This window comes from Janthinobacterium sp. SUN073, from assembly GCF_030397665.1.
Taxonomy (GTDB): Bacteria; Pseudomonadota; Gammaproteobacteria; order Burkholderiales; family Burkholderiaceae_D; genus Janthinobacterium.
The window spans coordinates 217663-235363 of the sequence record NZ_JAPUBT010000002.1 but is presented as its reverse complement, the minus strand read 5'-3'; the positions used below and the strand labels follow the sequence as shown (position 1 = coordinate 235363).

The following is a 17701-nucleotide window of genomic DNA, read 5'->3' as shown; positions in this document are numbered from 1 at the left end:
CTCTAAGCCGGCGGTAGCAAGGCGTGCTGCAATTGCTCGATGGTAAATGGTTTGACGAGGAAGCGTGCGGCCGGGTCCAGCACGCCGGAATTGGCGGGCGCATGGCCCGTGGAAAACACCACTTCCAGCTGTGGATAGTCGCGCGCCGCGACCTCGGCCAGCTCGGTGCCCGACATCTGAGGCAGGCTGATATCGGTCAGCAGCAGTTCCAGTCCCGGCGTGCCCAGCAGGGGCAGGGCTGCCTCGGCCGTGCCCACGGCCTGCACCGTGTGACCGAGCATGGCCAGCAGTTCGCCCGTCATGGCGCGCGCATCCGGATTGTCTTCCACCAGGAGGATATGGCGTCCTGCCGGCAGTGCCGGCGTAGGTTGCGGCGCCAGTTGCGCGCGGTACTGGTGCAGGGCCGTCACGTGGCGGCCGTTGGCCAGCAGGTGGCGGATGCGCCGCGCCAGGTCTTCGCGCCGGTACGGTTTGCTCAACAGCTCGACGCCCGGCTCCAGGCGGCCGCCCTGCATGATGGCGTCCTGCGTGTAGCCCGAGGTAAACAGCACGGCCAGATGCGGCAGCAGCAGCCGTGCCTGGCGCGCCAGTTCCGTGCTGGCGACCTTGCCCGGCATCACCACATCCGTAAACAGCAGGTCGATGGGGACGCCGCTGCCGACGATGGCCAGCGCGCTTTCGCCATCGCTGGCGCGCAGCACGCCATAGCCGAGGCCGCGCAGCATGTCCACCACCGTCGTCTGCACCTGCACGTCGTCTTCCACGACGAGTATGGTTTCCTTGCCGCCCAGCACGGGGCCGCTCAATTGCAGCGGCAATTCCGTTTCCGCTTCGAGCGAGCGCGGCAGATAGATGCGGAAGGTGCTGCCATGGCCGGGCACGCTGTCCACCGTCAGGTGGCCGCCGCTCTGGCGCAGGAAGCCATACGCCATGGACAGGCCCAGGCCCGTGCCTTCGCCTTCCTTCTTCGTCGTGAAGAATGGTTCGAAAATCTTGTCCAGCAAGTCGGCGGGAATGCCCGTGCCCGTGTCCGAGACGGTCAGCTGCACGTAGTCGCCGGGCGCCACGTCCGCATGGCGCGCCGCGTAGTCGCTGCCCAGCACGCTGTTGCCCAGTTCGATGGTCAGCTGGCCCTGGCCCTCCATCGCGTCGCGCGCGTTGATGGCCAGGTTGAGGATGACGTTTTCCAGCTGGTGCGGGTCGACCAGGGCGCGCCAGCAATCGTCGGCCAGCAGCAAACGCGTCTCGATGCTTTCGCCCGTGGCGCGCCGCAGCAGCTCTTCCGTCGAACGCAGCAATTGCGCCAGATCCGTCACCAGCGGTTTCAATGGTTGACGCCGCGCAAAGGCCAGCAGCTGGGCCGACAGCTTGGCGCCCCGTTCCACGGCGGCCGAAGCGCTGGCGATGCGCTTGGCGGCCAGCGGGTCGTCGTCCAGGGTCATTTGCAGCAGTTGCAGATTGCCCGAGATAATTTGCAGCACGTTATTGAAATCATGGGCCACGCCGCCCGTCAGCTTGCCCAGCGCTTCGAGTTTTTGCGATTGCAGCAGGGCCATTTCGCTGTGGCGCAACGATTCCTGCATGCTGCGCAAGGTGCTTTCCGCTTCCTTTTCCAGGGTGACGTGGCGTCCGGTGGCAAACACCAGGTCGCCTTCGGGCGCCGCCGACCAGGATAGCCAGCGGTGGCCGCCATCGCGGTGCCGGTAGCGATTTTCAAAGCTGGGCATGGCTTCTTGCGACACGTGCGCCAACGCCTGGCGCGTGGCGGCGGCATCCTCGGGCAGCACGAAGTCAAACAGGCTGCGGCCCAGCATTTCCTCGGGCAGCCAGCCCAGGATGGCGGTCGAGGCCGGGTTGACGGCGGTAAAGCAGCCGTCGGCATCGATGGCCACCATCAAGTCTTGCGCGCTGCGCCACAGCCGCTCGCGCTCGCTGTTGCGCGCGGCCAGGTCCGCTTCCAGCTTCTTTTCCACCGTGATGTCGCGCGCGCTGCAATACACCTTCTCGCCCTCGGGCACGGCCACCCACGACAGCCAGTGCCAGCCGCCCAGCTTGTGGCGGTAGCGGTTTTCGAAGCGCAGCGCCGGCTGCCCCTGGTTGGCCGCCTCCCAGGCCGCATGGGTGCGCGGCAAGTCGTCCGGGTGCACCAGTTCCAGGAAGCGCGTCGTGCGTATTTCCTCCACCGACCAGCCCAGAGTGGCTTGCCAGGCGGGGTTCGAGTGCTCGAAATAGCCGTCGAGGTTGAGCACGCCCAGCAAATCGGGGCTGACGTTCCAGGTGCGGCCGAACTCGCGCGTGCGCTCGGCAACCTGCATTTCCATGCTGGCACTGAGGGCGCGCAGGCGCGATTCCGCCTGGGCCCGCAAAATGGTCGACCAGACCCGCTCCGACACTTGCACGGCCAGTTCGATTTCGTCCGCATGCCACAGGCGCGCCGCGTTGCTATGCACGACGAACAGGGCCGCCAGCCGGCCTTCCTTGGCGATGGGAATGTTCAGGAAGGCACGGATGCCCAGGCGCGCAAACGTGGCCAGGGCGGCCGGCGTGGCCGTGCGCGGGTCGCTGGCCACATCGCTGACGGCCAGCGCCTGGCCCGCGGCCAGCGCATCGGCCAGGCGGGCGGCATAATCGCCGAGGAAATATTCGCCGGCGGCGCCGGGCGCCAGGCCATCGCTCCACGCATGCTGGAGAGTGGGGCATTGCAGGGTCTGGTCGATATCAAAACATGCCACTTGCTGGGCGCCCAGACGCTGTCCCAGCAGCTGCGCCGACAAGGCGAGAATCTCGCCCGTATCCTGCAGCAGGCGCAGCCGGCGTTCCAGTTGCAGCAAAAAGGCTACGCCGCTGGCGCCGGCCTGGCTGCGGGGGGACTGTGTACTGCTCATGCCGGGCTCAGCTGCCGGCCAGCGGCAGGGTGACGCTGAACAGGGCGCCATTGCCGGGCTGGCTTTGCAGAGTGATGGCGCCGCCATGCGCATCGACCAATTGCTTGGTGATGAACAGCCCCAGGCCCAGGCCGCCCGTGCGGTCCTGGTGCATGACGCGCTCGAAGGCGTCGAAGATGCGTTCCTGGTCGCGCGCATTGATGCCGATGCCGTGGTCGCGCACTTCGATGACGGCGCTGTTCTGCGTGTGCGCCAGGCTGATTTCCACGGGCTGGCCCTGGCCGTAGCGCACGGCATTGCTGATCAGGTTGACAACGATCTGCTCGACGCGGAAGGCATCCCAGTAACCCTGGATCGGTTCGAAGGCCATCACTTCCAGCACGCTGCCCGTCGTGGCCGCATACGGTGCCAGGTCGTCCGCCACCCGGCGCACGAGGCTGGTCAGGTCGACGGCTTCGCGGCGGATCGACAGCTTGCCGCTGGTGATGCGCGAGACGTCGAGCATGTCGTCGATCAGGCGCACCATGCTGCGGATTTGCCGCCCGTCGCGCGCTACCATCTTGTTCAGCTTGTCCGGCTCGAAGGCGGTCAGGTTGCCCCGTTCGAGGTTGACGGTGCGCATCTGTGTTTCCAGGAACAGCGTGTTTAACGGCGTGCGCAGTTCATGCGCCACCATGGACATGAATTCGTCGCGCAAGCGCAACGAGCGCTGCAGTTCGGCCTGGGTAGCGCGCAATTCCTTCAGCAGCGCTTCCTGTTGCTGGCGGCTGTGCTCCAGCGCCTGCACCTGGCGCCGCGTTTCGCTGCGCTGCTGGTGCAGGGCCACGAAGACATTGACCTTGCTTTGCACGGCATTGATATCGAGCGGCTTGTGCAGGAAATCGACGGCGCCGCTTTCATAGCCCTGGAAGGCGAAATTCATTTCCTTGCCGGCCGCCGTGACGAAGACGATGGGGATGTGGCGCGTCTTTTCCGTGCCGCGCATCAGTTGCGCCAGCTCAAAGCCATCCATTTCCGGCATTTGCACGTCGAGGATGGCCAGCGCGAAATCGTGTTCCAGCAGCAGGGCCAGCGCTTCCTCGCCCGAGGAGGCCTGATAGACGCTGCGGTCGCTCTTGCGGATCAGCGCATTGAGCGCGCGCAAGTTTTCCGGCAAATCGTCGACGATCAGCAGTTTGGTGCTTGTTTCATTCATCATGTTTCATTCCTGGCATGTGCCGTCCAGCGTAATGGGAAGCGGCGTGCGACGGCGCACGCTTGCGGTAGAGCTTTTCGGGACCCGGCAATGGCTCGAATTCGGCGGCAAAGCGGGTGAAATGTGTACTTTCCTTGCTGCCCAGGCCCAGGAAGCCCCGGTGGCACAGCGAGTCGTGGAACAGGCCCAGGGCCCGCTCCTGCAAGGTTTTATTGAAGTAAATCAGTACGTTACGGCACAAAATCAATTGCGTTTCGATAAAGACGCTGTCCGTGGACAGGCTGTGGTCGGCAAAGTTGATCCGGTCGAGCAGGCGCTGCTGGAAATGCGCCGTGGCATGCTCAACCGTGTAGTACTCGGCCAGCTGGCCCAGGCCGCCCGCAGCCAGGTAGTTGTCGCCGTAGTCGGCCATGCGGTGCAGCGAATACACGCCGCGCGCGGCCGTGGCCAGCGCCTGCGGATTGATGTCGGTGGCGTAAATCGTGCTGCGCTCGAGCAAGCCTTCCTCGTGCAGCACGATGGCCAGCGACAGCGCTTCTTCTCCCGTGCAACAGCCGGCCACCCAGATCGTCGGCGACGGATAGGTTTTCAGCACGGGCACCACCTGCTCGCGCAAGGCGAGAAAAAACGCCGGGTCGCGGAACATTTGCGTGACGGGCACGGTCAAAATCTGCAGCAGCTTGCCAAAGGCGGTCGCGTCGTCCAGCACCAGCTGCTGCAAGGCGGGCAAGTCGGCGCAGTGGAAGCGCTCGAGCGCCTGGTTCAGGCGCCGGCGCTGCGAGGGCAGGGAGTAGTCGCGAAAATCATAGCTGTAGCGCTGACAGATCGCCTCCATCAGCGCATGCAGCTGCGCGTCCGTGGTGCGCTGGGGCATCACATGCGTTCCATCTTCGGCATCCACACGCGCAGCAGCGAATACAGACGGTCCAGGTCGATCGGCTTGGCCAGGTAATCGGACGCGCCCGCTTGCAGGCATTCTTCCTGGTCATTCTTCATGGCCTTGGCGGTAATGGCGATGATGGGCAGCTTGTTGTAGCGGCCATCGGCGCGGATCAAGCGCGTCGCTTCCAGGCCATCCATGCCCGGCATCATAACGTCCATCAACACCAGGTCGATATCCTCCACGCTGTTGAGCTTGCTGATGGCTTCGAAACCGTTGCGGCCGATTTCCACCACCACGCCTTTCTGTTCCAGCGCATTCGTCAGCGCAAAGATATTGCGCACGTCGTCGTCCACCAGCAAAATCTTGCGGCCTTCAAACACGCGTTCGCGGCTGCGCACCTGCTGCAGCATGCCCTGGCGCTCGCTCGACAGTTCCGACTCCACCTTGTGCAGGAACAAGGTCACTTCGTCGAGCAGGCGCTCGGGCGAGCGGGCACCCTTGATGATGATCGAGCGCGAGTATTTCATGAGGTCCGCTTCTTCCTCGCGGCTCAGGTTGCGGCCCGTGTAGACGATGACGGGCGGGAACGAGCACAGCTCCTCATGCTCCATGCGTTCGAGCAATTCGTTGCCCTGGATATCGGGCAGTTTCAAGTCGATGATCATGCAGTCGAAAATCTGCGTTTTCAGCAATTCCAGCGCCTGCTCGCCCAGCGCCACGGCCGTGATTTCCACATCGTCGTCGCTGATCAGGTGCACCACGCTTTCGCGCTGGCGTTCGTCATCTTCGACCAGCAGGATGCGCTTCATTTTTTGCGTAAACTTCGATTCGAGCTTGCGGAACACTTCCTTCAATTGCTCGCGCGTGCGCGGCTTGGTGGCATAGCCGATGGCGCCCAGCTGCATGGCTTCCTGGATCTGGTCATTGCCGGAGACGATGTGCACGGGAATGTGGCGCGTCAGCGGGTTTTCCTTCAATTGCTGCAAGACCAGCAAGCCCGGGCGGTCCGGCAAGCCCATATCGAGCAGGATGGCGTCGGGCAGGAACTCTTGCGCCAGGCGCAAGCCTTCGTCGGCGCCGTGCGCCACCAGGCAGCGGTATTGCATTTCATGCGCAAGGTCGAACAGGATGCCGGCAAACGACGGCTCATCCTCGATCACCAGTACGGAACGCTGGCCCGTCTTGCCTGGGGGCGCGCTGTTCCGGTCATCCTGGAAGGTGGGCAGCGGCACGGGCTTGGCGACGGGCGCCGCCTTGGGCGCGATGGCGATTTTTGCGGGCGCTTGTGGCGCCGCTGCCGGCACTGTCGTCGCTTCCACGGCGCGTTCCGGCATGACGGCCGGCAGCACCAATGTAAACGTGCTGCCCTGGCCTGGCGTGCTGGTCAGCTCGATGCTGCCGCCCAGCAAGGCGGCCAGGTCGCGCGAAATCGACAGGCCCAGGCCCGTGCCGCCATAGCGTCGGCTGGTGGTGCCGTCGGCCTGGTGGAAGGCGTCGAACACCTTTTGTTGCTGGTCGTCGGCGATGCCGATGCCGGTATCCTGCACCTGGAAGCGCACCTGGCCAGCCGCATCGGCGCTCACGTGCAGGGACACCGTGCCCGTATCGGTGAATTTGATGGCGTTCGACAGCAGGTTTTTCAGGATTTGCTCCAGGCGCTGGCGGTCGCTGACGAAGGACGGCGGTGCCTCCGGCGCCACGCTGATATTCAACGCCAGTTTCTTTTGCTGCGCCTGGGCGCCGAACAGCATCTTCATGCTGCTGAGCAGTTCGTCAAAGGGCACGGCTTCCGGCGTCAACTCCAGCTTGCCCGCCTCGACCTTGGAAATGTCGAGGATATCGTTGATGAGGGTTAATAAGTCGTTGCCGGCCGAATAAATGGTTTGCGCAAACGTCACTTGCTCCGGCGTCAGGTTGCCGCTGCTGTTGTCCGACAGCAGCTTGGACAAAATCAGCGAGCTGTTCAATGGCGTGCGCAGCTCGTGCGACATGTTGGCCAGGAATTCGGATTTGTAGCGGCTGGCACGCTGCAGCTCTTCGGCGCGGGCTTCCAGCTGGGCGTGCGCCTGGCCGATCGCCATGTTCTTTTGGTCCAGCGACAGCGCCTGCACGGCCAGCTGTTCGTTCGACTGCTCCAGCGCCGCTTTTTGCTCTTCCAGGTGGGCTTGCGACTGTTCCAGCACGCGCGACTGCTCGCCCAGCTCTTCATTGGCCGTGCGCAATTCCTCCTGTTGCACTTCCAGCTCTTCATTCAGTTGCTGGGTTTCTTCCAGCACATTTTGCAGGCGCTGGCGGTACAGGGCCGCTTCCAGCGAAGTACCGATATTCGCCGCAATCAGGTTCAGCCATTCCTTGGTGCGGGCGCTGACGGGATGCGTAAAGCCCAGTTCGATGACGCCGTTGACGACGCCTTCATTGTTGACAGGCGCCAGGACCAGTTCCAGCGGCGCGCCGTGGCCCAGGCTCGAGGTCACGGTCAGATAATTGTCGGGGACTTGCCGCACATGCTTGAGACGTTTTTCGCGCGCGGTCTCGCCCACCAGGCCTTCGCCCGGCTTGAAGAGCTGTTTTTCCTTCACGCCCTGTTCATTGAAGCCGTACACGGCCGTGCGGCGCAGGCTGCCATCCTCGTCGACGACGTACAGGGTGGCCACGGCCACTTCCAGCCGGTGGGCGAGGAAATCGAGTACGTGCCGTCCCAGCTGCGGCAGGCCCAGCTGGCCACTCGTATGGGCCGCCAGCTCCGTCTGCCCCGTGCGCAGCCAGGCTTGCTCCTGCAGCACCTCGTTATCCTTGCCGCGCTGCTCCAGTGCATCGTTGTAGATATCGGACAGGCGCAGCAGTTCACGCCGTCCCAGGTAGGCCAGCAAGCCGGACAAGCCCAGGCTGAGGATCAGGAATACCACCACGGCCAGCATGGTGCGGCTCTCGGCCGTATCGGCCCGTTCCTGGCGCAGTCGTTGTTCCATGGACAGGAAGGCGAGGAATTCGCGACGGATTTCATCGAATTCCAGCTTGCCTTCACCCTGGCGCACGCGCGCGAGGAATTCCTGGTTGCTGCGGCGCTGCGCGATCACGCCTTCCGCATACTCCATCCACTGGTTTTGCAGCGCGCGGATGCGGCGCAGGCGGTCCGTCTGGATGGGGCTGTCGGACACGAGGTCCAGCAGGGTCGTCATTTCCACGGCGATCTTGGCCTTGCCCGATTTATACGGCGCCAAAAACGTTTCGTCGCCCGTCAGCAGGTAGCCGCGCATGCCCGTTTCCAGGTCGACCGATAGCTTCATGACTTCGTTCGCATTGCCGATCACCCGTTCCGAATGCTCGACCGAGCGCAGGGCCGAGAGCAGGTAGGCGATCAGGCCGACAAACACGAGGGCGGTGACGACCCCGATGACCAGCGGCAAGGTCACGTTGCGGGCGAGGATGCGGCGAAAGCTGAAGGAATCGATCGGGGTCTTGGTATTCATCATGTCCGTGGTAGGCTGTCGCGAAAAAACAATTTTAATTGAAATGCAAGTTTTCTGGAGCTCAAGCAAAGCGTGCGCTAGCATAACAGTCTTGCGCTCAATTGCCGACCCGCAAGTCGCTGCAAAGCGCGATAGCACACAGATGAAATTTAGGGAAAATCAAGCTTATTACGATTGAGGCAGATCAAAGAGATTGGCTGTTCGCATCCTAAGATGCAGGTGGTGGTGGCGTCCTGTAAACGTCGCCATGTGCAAGCCAGCCCATGCAGGAGGACATCATGGCCAATCATGTGATCCATCGCGATCCGCAGCACCCCTTGGGACGTTTCGATCCCTTCAGCGACATGGAAGAATTCATGCACGACTTTTTCGCGCCCGCCTTGCGCATGCGCGAGGGAGTTTCGTCACGCATGCGCGTCGACATCTCCGAAACCGCACAAGCCTATCAGGTGCAGGCGGACATTCCCGGCGTCAATAAGGACGATATCCACGTCTCCATCGACGGCAACCGCGTCTCCATCAGTGCCGAACTCAAGGATGAAAAAGTGACGCGCGACGGCGGGGGCAAGACCGTGCGCAGCGAGCGCGAGTACGGCCAGCAGTACCGCAGCTTCGTGTTGCCGCATGAGGTGGACGAGGCCGGTGCGCAGGCGCGCTACCAGAATGGCGTGTTGCTGCTGGACTTGCCGAAGAAGGAGGGCACGGGCGCGCGGCAACTGGCGATACAGTGATGCGGGGACGGCATAAAAAAACGCCGGACGGTGCCGGCGTTTTTCAGTTGCTTGCGCGCTGCCTCTGCCTCTATATATATATGTCAGTCGCGTATTTCCAGCGCCCGGTTCAGGCTCAGGGCAGCCAGCGAGGCGACGGCGCCCGACAGCAGGTAGAAGCTGACATAGGCGAGGCCGAAGTTGGCCGACAGGCCCAGCGCCACCAGCGGGGCGAAGCCGGCACCGACCAGCCAGGCCAGGTCGGACGTCAGGGCCGCGCCCGTGTAGCGGAAGCGGGCAGGGAAGTTGGCCGTCACGGCGCCGGCTGCCTGGCCGTAGGACAAGCCCAGCAGGCTGAAGCCCACGAGGATGAACACGTCCTGGCCCGCATTGCCGCCGCCCATCAGGGTCGGCACGAAGGCGCTGAAGATGGCGATCAGCACGGCCAGCACGCCCAGGGTGGTGCGGCGGCCCACTTTGTCGGCCAGCAAGCCGGAAATCACCACGCCGACGGCAGCCAGCACGGCGCCCAGCATCTGCACTTGCAGGAAGTCCGAAGCGGAACGCGTCTGGTAGACGGAAATCCAGGACAGCGGGAACACGGTGACCAGGTGGAACAGGGCGTAGCTGGCCAGCGCGGCGAGGGCGCCGATCAGCACGTTGCGGCCCTGGCCGCGGCCCATTTCAAATACGCTGACCGGTTGCAGCTCGCGTTCGTCGAGCAGGCGCGCATATTCATTCGTCGACACCAGGCGCAAGCGGGCAAACAGGGCCACCACGTTGATGGCGAAGGCCACATAGAAAGGATAGCGCCAGCCCCAGTCGAGGAACTCTTCATCCGTCAGGCTGGTCAGCATGTACCAGAACAGGCCGGCGGCAAGCAGGAAGCCGAAGGGCGCGCCCAGCTGGCCCAGCATGGCGTACCAGCCGCGCTTGTTTTCCGGCGCATTCAGGGCCAGCAGCGATGGCAAGCCATCCCACGAACCGCCCAGCGCCACGCCCTGGCCGATGCGCAGCACGGACAGCCAGATGATGGCGGCAAAGCCCAGGTGCGCGTAGGTCGGCAGGAAGGCGATGCCGGCCGTCGACACACCCAGCAGGAAGAGGGCGATCGTCAGTTTGGCGCTGCGCCCCATGCGGCGCTGGATCTCCATGAAGATCACGGTGCCGAACGGGCGGGCGATGAAGGCAAACGAGAAGATCAGGAAGGCATACAATGTGCCCTCGAGGCGTTCTTCGAACGGGAAGAAGACGCGTGGAAACACCAGCACCGAGGCGATGGCGTAGACAAAGAAGTCAAAGTATTCGGAAGCGCGACCGATGATCACGCCGACGGCGATCTCACCGGGGTCGATATGCGATTCGACCGTGCCGGCCCCGCTTGCGTCGCGCAGGGAGTGAGGGGAAAAATCGGCGGGTACATCCCCGCTGGGTATGCGCGTGCTGGACATGATGATCGTCTCCAATATAGTTTCGAGTTCGGCCAACGCGTAACATACTCCGGGTGTCTCACGCCCGGAGTAGGACTATTCATCAGGTAGTCGTAGGAAAAATCCGCGCCTACGCAGTGAAAGTCCGAGCAAGGGGTAGGACAAAACGTCCAATTGCCAACGCGCTCCAGTGAGAATACAGTACCATATCTTCATCCCCTGTACTGGACTTTCCTGTATGTTTTCATTAAAAGTTCGTCGCGGACTGCTACTCTTACCTCTCGCATTGTTGGCTGGTTGCAATACGGTAGTACTGAATGCGTCCGGTGACATCGCAGTTCAGCAAGGCAATCTGATTGTCATCTCGACATTGCTGATGCTGTTGATTATCGTTCCGGTAATCGCCCTGACCCTGCTGTTTGCATGGCGCTATAGAAAAAACAATACCGCGGCCAAATACGAGCCGGACTGGGACCACTCGACTCGCCTCGAGCTGATTATCTGGGGCGCGCCCCTGCTGATCATCATCGTGCTGGGCCTGCTGACCTGGATCAGCACCCACACCCTCGATCCGTACCGCCCATTGAGCCGTATCGACGCCAACCGCCCGATTCCTGCCAGCCACAAGCCGATGATCGTCGAAGTCGTGGCCCTGGACTGGAAATGGCTGTTCATCTACCCGGAGCAAGGCATCGCTTCCGTGAATGAACTGTACGCGCCCGTCGATCGTCCGATCCGCTTCAAGATCACCGCCTCGTCCGTCATGAACTCGTTCTTCATCCCCGCACTGGCAGGTCAGATCTACGCCATGCCGGGCATGGAAACGCAGTTGAATGCCGTCATCAACAAGCCTGGTGTCTACAAGGGCTTCTCCGCCAACTACAGCGGTGCCGGTTTCTCGGGCATGCGCTTCAAGTTCCACGGCGTGAATGATGCGGACTTCGATAAATGGGTGGAGTCGGCACGTGCCGGTGGCGGCGCGCTGAACCGCGACGACTACCTGTCGCTGGCCCAGCCTAGCGAACGCGATCCGGTGCGCCGCTACAGCGCCGTACCTAGCGATCTGTACAAGGCAATCCTGAACCGCACCATCGTTTCCGACGCCCTGTGCGTGACGCCGGTCGAGCCATACAAATTGACGATGGCAAAAAGCCCGGTAGCGTTTGTCACGCCAGTAGTCGCTAGCGATGCAGTGGTTGAAAAGGGCGTTCAAGCCAAGTAACAACTGCATGAATCCCGCAGCGCATTGCGCTGCAGATACTGGCGCCGCTTGCCTGGCGCCTCCCTTTTTTCTCTGAGAGTAACAATGCTAGACCATATTGATCTGACGAAGCTTATCTTCGGCCGTCTGACTTGGGATGCAATTCCATTTCACGAACCTATCCTGCTGGCGACCTTTGCAATGGTCGCCCTGGGCGGTATCGCACTCGTTGCGGCACTGACGTATTTCCGCGTCTGGGGTACCCTGTGGCGCGACTGGATCACCAGTATCGACCATAAAAAAATCGGTATCATGTACATGATCCTGGGCCTGGTCATGCTGCTGCGCGGCTTTGCCGACGCGCTGATGATGCGTACCCAGCAGGCGATCGCCTTTGGCGACAATGCCGGCTTCCTGCCACCGCATCACTACGACCAGATCTTCACCGCCCACGGCGTGATCATGATCTTCTTCGTCGCGATGCCTTTCGTGACGGGTCTGATGAACTACGTGGTGCCGCTGCAAATCGGCGCGCGCGACGTGGCTTTCCCTTTCCTCAACAACTTCAGCTTCTGGATGACCACCATGGGCGCCGCCCTGGTCATGGCTTCGCTGTTCGTCGGCGAATTCGCCCGCACGGGCTGGCTGGCGTATCCACCGCTGTCGGGCATCGTCGGCAGTCCGGACGTGGGGGTAGACTATTACATCTGGTCCTTGCAGATTGCCGGGGTCGGGACGCTATTGTCCGGTGTCAACCTGATCGCCACCATCGTCAAGATGCGCGCGCCAGGCATGACCTGGATGAAAATGCCCGTCTTCACCTGGACCGCACTGTGCACCAACATCCTGATCGTCGCCGCCTTCCCGGTACTGACGGCTGTGCTGGCCATGCTGTCGCTGGACCGCGTGGCAGGCTTTAACTTCTTCACGACGGAACTGGGCGGCAACGCCATGATGTACGTCAACCTGATCTGGATCTGGGGTCACCCAGAGGTCTACATTCTGATTCTGCCGCTGTTCGGCGTGTTCTCGGAAGTCGTCGCCACGTTCAGCAGCAAGCGCCTGTTCGGCTACGCCTCGATGGTGTACGCCACCTGCGTCATCATGATTTTGTCGTACCTGGTATGGCTGCATCACTTCTTCACCATGGGTTCGGGCGCCAGCGTCAACTCCTTCTTCGGCATCACGACGATGATCATCTCGATCCCGACGGGCGCGAAGATCTTCAACTGGCTGTTTACCATGTACCGCGGCCGTATCCGCTTTGAACTGCCTATGCTGTGGACGATCGGCTTCATGGTCACCTTCACCATCGGCGGCATGACCGGCGTGCTGCTGGCCGTACCACCAGCTGACTTTGTATTGCACAACAGCCTGTTCCTGATTGCCCACTTCCATAACGTGATTATCGGCGGCGTGGTCTTCGGTGTGTTTGCTGCAATCAACTACTGGTACCCGAAAGCCTTCGGCTACAAGCTCGACGCGTTCTGGGGCAAGTGCTCGTTCTGGTTCTGGTTCGTCGGCTTCTACCTGGCCTTCATGCCGCTGTACGTGCTGGGCCTGATGGGCGTGACCCGTCGTGTCAACCACTTTGAAGATCCATCCTTGCAAATCTGGACCATCATCGCCTGGTTTGGCGCCGTCTCGATCGCGTTGGGTATCGCTTCCATGCTGATCCAGTTCGTCGTCAGCTACCGCAACCGTCACGCCCTGCGCGACGTGACCGGTGACCCATGGGGTGGCCGTACGCTGGAATGGTCGACGTCGTCGCCTCCGCCAGACTATAATTTCGCCTTCACGCCACAAGTGCACGAACTCGATGCATGGACTGACATGAAGAAACACGGTTACCAGCGTCCGACGTCGGGTTTCACGAAGATCCACATGCCGAAGAACACCTGGGCTGGTTTCGTGATCGCCGCACTCTCCGCACTGGTCGGTTTTGGCCTGATCTGGCAAATGTGGCTCGTCGCCGGCATCGGCTTCGTGATCATGATGATTGCGATCATCGTCCATACCTTTAACTACAAGCGCGATTACTACATTCCTGTGGAAGAAGTGGTCCGTACCGAAGACGCTTACACTAAATTGCTGAGCAGCCATGTCTGATACCATCGCCCATAACACCGGCGCCGCTGGCGCCGCACCAAGCACGCGCAGCTACTTTGTGCGCGAGCACCACCCGGAAAACGGCAGCTTGCTGGGTTTCTGGCTCTACCTGATGAGCGATTGCCTGATCTTCGCCTGTCTGTTCGCCACGTACGCCGTGGTGGGCCGCAACTACGCGGACGGCCCGACGGGCGCCGCGCTGTTCGACCTGCCGCTGGTGGCCGTCAACACGGCCATGCTGCTGCTGTCGTCGATCACCTACGGCTTCGCCATGCTGGCCATGCAGCGCAAGCAATTGCGCAGCACCCTGGTCTGGCTGGGCATCACGGGCCTGTTCGGCCTGGCTTTCCTGTCGCTGGAAATATATGAATTCATTCATCTGATCCACGAAGGCGCCGGTCCGCAGCGCAGCGCGTTCCTGTCGTCGTTCTTCGCCCTGGTCGGTACCCACGGCTTGCACGTGACGTTCGGCGTGATCTGGCTCGTGACCCTGATGTTCCAGTTGAACAAGCATGGCCTGACCCCGGAAAACGGCCGTCGCATGATGTGCCTGTCGCTGTTCTGGCACTTCCTGGACGTCATCTGGATCGGCGTCTTCACCTTTGTCTACCTGATGGGAGTGCTGCCATGAGCGACCACCACACACACGGCGATAGCCACCACCATGACCAACACGATCATGGCAGCCTGAAAAGCTACACCATCGGCTTCATCCTGTCGGTGATCCTGACGGCCATTCCTTTCTGGCTGGTGATGGCGAAAGTCATCACCAACTCGGGCACCATGGGCCTGGTCCTGCTGGCGTTCGCGGCGGTTCAAGTGGTGGTGCACATGGTGTACTTCCTGCACATGAACACCAAGTCCGAAGGCGGCTGGAACATGATGGCGCTGATCTTCACGATCATGATCGTGGGTATTGCCATGGCCGGTTCCCTGTGGGTCATGTACCATATGAACCACAACATGATGCCGGATCTGATGCCTGAGTACATGCATACGAAAACGGCTCCATGATGAGTCAACCGCGCCCAAGCAACACCGGGCGCGCCCCTGGCGCCGCATCGCAAGATGCCGCGCCAGGCCCACGCGGCATGGTCGTGCGATATGCATTGGCCGTGCTGGCGGGGATCTTGTTTGCCGGTTTCTGTGCCTTGGGCACCTGGCAAGTCAAGCGCCTGTTCTGGAAGCTTGAGCTGATCGAGCGCGTCGAACAACGCGTACATGCGCCCGCAACGGACGCACCTGGACCCGCAGCCTGGGCCAGCATTACGCCTCAAACGGATGAATACCGCCACGTGCGACTCTCCGGTACGTATCTCCCGATTTTCAATACCTTGGTGCAGGCAACGACGGCACTGGGCAGCGGTTACTGGCTGGTGACGCCATTGCGCCTGGCCGATGGCAGCACCGTGCTGGTCAACCGCGGCTTCGTGCCGAAGCGCGCCAGCATCGCAGCCAGCACACCGGCAGGCATCGTCAACGTCGACGGCTTGCTGCGCATCAGCGAGACGGGCGGCGGTTTCCTGCGCGAAAATAGTCCTGCCACGCAGCACTGGTATTCGCGCGACGTGGCCGCTATCGGCGGCTCGCACATGCTGACCAATGTGGCGCCATACTTTGTCGATGCGAAGGCCAAATCGGAAACGGCCATTGATGCACCCGTCGGCGGCCTGACCGTGATCTCGTTCCCCAACAACCACCTGGTGTACGCGCTGACCTGGTTTGCGCTGGCCCTGATGGTGGCTGGCATCAGCTGGTGGATCGTGCGCGAGGACAGGCGCCGCCGCGCCCGTGGCGCCCAGCGCCAGGAAAGCGACCATGCCGGGCAGGATTGAGATCCTGCCCAACCGCGAAGTCTTAGAGCGCGGCGCGGTGGCGGCCGAGATGGAACATCCGGCCGGCCACCAGAACATGAAGCTGCTGATCCAGTTGCGCTGGCTGGCCGTCATCGGCCAGATCAGCACGATCTTCGGCGTGGGCGTGGGACTGGGCATCGCCTTGCCCGTGCCCTACATGCTCGAAGTGCTGTCCTGCCTCATCGCATTCAACCTGGCCAGCCTCTTGCGCTGGCACGAACGCCAGCCCGTCTCCAACACGGCCCTGTTCCTCGCTCTGCTGGTCGACGTCACCGTGCTGACGGCCCAGCTCTACCTGAGCGGCGGCATCAGCAACCCGTTTGCCTTCCTGTACTTATTGCAAGTCATCCTCAGCGCCGTGCTGCTGGAAGTGTGGTCGACCTGGATCATGGTGGCCATTACCAGCCTGTGCCTGGCTGGCCTGGCCTTGCTGCCCGGCCCCTTGATCCTGCCGATCGACCCCGAGCGGGGCTTTGCCAGCCTGTACGTGCAAGGCTTGCTGATCTGTTTTATCCTGAACGCCGCCTTGCTGGTGGTGTTCATCACGCGCATCAACCGCAACCAGCGCGCTGGCGACGCCAAGGTGGCGGACTTGCGCCAGCGTGCGGCGGAAGAAGAGCACATCATCCGCATGGGCTTGCTGGCCTCGGGCGCCGCGCACGAGCTGGGCACGCCGCTGGCGACGCTCTCCGTCATCCTCGGCGACTGGCGCCGCATGCCGGAATTGAGCAAGAACAGCGAATTGCTGGAAGAAATCACGGAAATGCAGGCGCAGTTGCGGCGCTGCAAGAGCATCGTCAGCGGCATTTTGTTGTCGGCGGGCGAGGCGCGCGGCGAATCGTCCGTGAAGACGACGATCAACACCTTCCTCAACGACCTGGTGGACGAGTGGCGCAGCAGCCGCCCGATCCAGAGTTTCGAGTACGATAACCGCATCGAGCACGACGTGCCCGTCGTCTTCGATTCGACCCTGAAACAAACCATTTGCAATGTGCTCGACAATGCGCTGGAAGCGTCGCCCGACTGGCTGCGCTTCGAAGCCACGCGCGAGGCGGATGCCTTGCACCTGGTCATTACCGATGCGGGCCCCGGCTTCGAGCCATCGATGCTGACGCACTTGGGCAAACCGTATCAAAGCAGCAAGGGTAAACCCGGTGGCGGCCTGGGTCTGTTCCTGGTAGTGAATGTCGCGCGTACTTTGGGCGGTACGGTGACGGCGCGCAACCGGGTGCAGGGCGGGGCGGTGGTGCACCTGGCCTTGCCGCTGGCGGCTATCAAACTGGAAAGAGAAAGCGACCACCATGCAGGATGACCGTCTGTTACTGATCATCGAAGACGACGCCGCGTTTGCCCGCACCCTGGGCCGCTCGTTCGAGCGGCGCGGCTACCAGGTCATCCTGGCCACCAATTTCGATGAAGCGAGCACCTTGCTGGAGCAGCATTGCCCCGACTACGCCGTCGTCGACCTGAAACTCAATGGCAATACCTCCGGCCTGGCCTGCGTGCAGATGCTGCACCAGCACGACCCGGAGATGCTGATCGTCGTGCTGACCGGCTACGCCAGCATCGGCACGGCCGTCGAAGCGATCAAGCTGGGCGCCTGCCAGTACCTGGCCAAGCCGTCGAACACGGACGACATCGAAGCGGCATTCGGCCACGTGGCCGGCAACGCCGACATCGAACTGACCAACCGCGCCACCAACATCAAGACCCTGGAATGGGAACGCATCCACGAAATGCTGGCCGAGACGGATTTCAATATTTCGGAAACGGCGAGAAGGCTGGGCATGCACCGGCGCACGCTGGCGAGGAAGCTGGAGAAGCAGCGGGTGAAGTGATAACGCTTTTACTTTTTGTGCTGACACTGAATAACGCACCCGCCAATAAAGCTGCCGCCACTCCATTTTCTGCACCTGGATATGCGGATGGCTTTCCAGCGCTTCCCATTCCGGCAAAAAGACA

General features: G+C 62.0%; 13 protein-coding genes. 8 read left to right on the top strand and 5 right to left on the bottom strand.

The window, feature by feature from the left end; translation table 11 throughout:
* Nucleotides 1–2: 2 nt before the first annotated feature.
* The 4 genes from O0882_RS08965 to O0882_RS08950 are packed head-to-tail and all read right to left on the bottom strand — an operon-like array spanning nucleotide 3 to nucleotide 8433.
* Nucleotides 3–2885: a PAS domain-containing protein gene (locus O0882_RS08965; RefSeq protein ID WP_289947152.1), complete on the bottom strand. Its 2883-nt coding sequence runs from the start codon at nucleotides 2883–2885 to the stop codon at nucleotides 3–5.
* A 7-nt stretch (nucleotides 2886–2892) separates the two neighbouring features.
* Nucleotides 2893–4083 (bottom strand): hybrid sensor histidine kinase/response regulator, encoded by a 1191-nt coding sequence (locus tag O0882_RS08960; RefSeq protein ID WP_289947150.1) that lies wholly within the window; start codon nucleotides 4081–4083, stop codon nucleotides 2893–2895.
* Complete coding sequence (locus tag O0882_RS08955) at nucleotides 4073–4954, bottom strand: CheR family methyltransferase (RefSeq protein ID WP_289947149.1); 882 nt, start codon at nucleotides 4952–4954, stop codon at nucleotides 4073–4075. The genes O0882_RS08960 and O0882_RS08955 overlap by 11 nt, the downstream gene beginning before the upstream one ends.
* Nucleotides 4954–8433 (bottom strand): response regulator, encoded by a 3480-nt coding sequence (locus O0882_RS08950; RefSeq protein WP_289947148.1) that lies wholly within the window; start codon nucleotides 8431–8433, stop codon nucleotides 4954–4956. The genes O0882_RS08955 and O0882_RS08950 overlap by 1 nt, the downstream gene beginning before the upstream one ends.
* A 278-nt stretch (nucleotides 8434–8711) precedes the next feature.
* On the opposite strand from O0882_RS08950, the gene O0882_RS08945 reads away from it, so the two are divergent.
* A complete protein-coding gene (locus O0882_RS08945) occupies nucleotides 8712–9164 on the top strand; it encodes an Hsp20/alpha crystallin family protein (RefSeq protein WP_289947147.1) in 453 nt (150 codons plus the stop codon).
* 83 nt (nucleotides 9165–9247) lie between these two features.
* Here O0882_RS08945 and O0882_RS08940 read toward each other — a convergent pair whose 3' ends face one another.
* On the bottom strand, nucleotides 9248–10594 hold the full coding sequence (locus O0882_RS08940; RefSeq protein ID WP_289947146.1) for an MFS transporter: 1347 nt from the start codon (nucleotides 10592–10594) through the stop codon (nucleotides 9248–9250).
* A 217-nt stretch (nucleotides 10595–10811) separates the two neighbouring features.
* On the opposite strand from O0882_RS08940, the gene cyoA reads away from it, so the two are divergent.
* From cyoA to O0882_RS08905, 7 genes are all read left to right on the top strand, one after another.
* Nucleotides 10812–11795 carry a ubiquinol oxidase subunit II gene (cyoA, locus tag O0882_RS08935; RefSeq protein WP_289947145.1) on the top strand — a complete coding sequence of 328 codons (984 nt, stop codon included), beginning with the start codon at nucleotides 10812–10814 and terminating at the stop codon, nucleotides 11793–11795.
* An 84-nt stretch (nucleotides 11796–11879) separates the two neighbouring features.
* Nucleotides 11880–13883, top strand: a complete 2004-nt coding sequence (gene cyoB / locus O0882_RS08930; protein WP_289947144.1) for a cytochrome o ubiquinol oxidase subunit I — start codon at nucleotides 11880–11882, stop codon at nucleotides 13881–13883.
* Nucleotides 13876–14514, top strand: coding sequence for a cytochrome o ubiquinol oxidase subunit III (cyoC, locus tag O0882_RS08925; protein WP_219134396.1), 639 nt, complete (start codon nucleotides 13876–13878; stop codon nucleotides 14512–14514). Before cyoB ends, cyoC begins: the two co-directional genes overlap by 8 nt.
* A complete protein-coding gene (gene cyoD, locus O0882_RS08920) occupies nucleotides 14511–14897 on the top strand; it encodes a cytochrome o ubiquinol oxidase subunit IV (protein ID WP_071077270.1) in 387 nt (128 codons plus the stop codon). The genes cyoC and cyoD overlap by 4 nt, the downstream gene beginning before the upstream one ends.
* The gene (locus O0882_RS08915; RefSeq protein ID WP_289947138.1) at nucleotides 14894–15718 is read left to right on the top strand and encodes an SURF1 family protein; all 825 of its coding nucleotides are present in this window, start codon (nucleotides 14894–14896) and stop codon (nucleotides 15716–15718) included. Before cyoD ends, O0882_RS08915 begins: the two co-directional genes overlap by 4 nt.
* On the top strand, nucleotides 15702–17051 hold the full coding sequence (locus tag O0882_RS08910) for an ATP-binding protein (protein WP_100873101.1): 1350 nt from the start codon (nucleotides 15702–15704) through the stop codon (nucleotides 17049–17051). Before O0882_RS08915 ends, O0882_RS08910 begins: the two co-directional genes overlap by 17 nt.
* On the top strand, nucleotides 17041–17577 hold the full coding sequence (locus O0882_RS08905; RefSeq protein ID WP_289947131.1) for a response regulator transcription factor: 537 nt from the start codon (nucleotides 17041–17043) through the stop codon (nucleotides 17575–17577). The genes O0882_RS08910 and O0882_RS08905 overlap by 11 nt, the downstream gene beginning before the upstream one ends.
* Nucleotides 17578–17701: the final 124 nt, after the last annotated feature.

Excerpts from the sequence above, each read along its gene's own strand:
- O0882_RS08965 (WP_289947152.1), bottom strand. The coding sequence starts at position 2,885 with ATGAGCAGTACACAGTCCCCCCGCAGCCAGGCCGGCGCCAGCGGCGTA.
- O0882_RS08960 (WP_289947150.1), bottom strand. The coding sequence starts at position 4,083 with ATGATGAATGAAACAAGCACCAAACTGCTGATCGTCGACGATTTGCCG.
- O0882_RS08955 (WP_289947149.1), bottom strand. The coding sequence starts at position 4,954 with ATGCCCCAGCGCACCACGGACGCGCAGCTGCATGCGCTGATGGAGGCG.
- O0882_RS08950 (WP_289947148.1), bottom strand. The coding sequence starts at position 8,433 with ATGAATACCAAGACCCCGATCGATTCCTTCAGCTTTCGCCGCATCCTC.
- O0882_RS08945 (WP_289947147.1), top strand. The coding sequence starts at position 8,712 with ATGGCCAATCATGTGATCCATCGCGATCCGCAGCACCCCTTGGGACGT.
- O0882_RS08940 (WP_289947146.1), bottom strand. The coding sequence starts at position 10,594 with ATGTCCAGCACGCGCATACCCAGCGGGGATGTACCCGCCGATTTTTCC.
- cyoA (WP_289947145.1), top strand. The coding sequence starts at position 10,812 with ATGTTTTCATTAAAAGTTCGTCGCGGACTGCTACTCTTACCTCTCGCA.
- cyoB (WP_289947144.1), top strand. The coding sequence starts at position 11,880 with ATGCTAGACCATATTGATCTGACGAAGCTTATCTTCGGCCGTCTGACT.
- cyoC (WP_219134396.1), top strand. The coding sequence starts at position 13,876 with ATGTCTGATACCATCGCCCATAACACCGGCGCCGCTGGCGCCGCACCA.
- cyoD (WP_071077270.1), top strand. The coding sequence starts at position 14,511 with ATGAGCGACCACCACACACACGGCGATAGCCACCACCATGACCAACAC.
- O0882_RS08915 (WP_289947138.1), top strand. The coding sequence starts at position 14,894 with ATGATGAGTCAACCGCGCCCAAGCAACACCGGGCGCGCCCCTGGCGCC.
- O0882_RS08910 (WP_100873101.1), top strand. The coding sequence starts at position 15,702 with ATGCCGGGCAGGATTGAGATCCTGCCCAACCGCGAAGTCTTAGAGCGC.
- O0882_RS08905 (WP_289947131.1), top strand. The coding sequence starts at position 17,041 with ATGCAGGATGACCGTCTGTTACTGATCATCGAAGACGACGCCGCGTTT.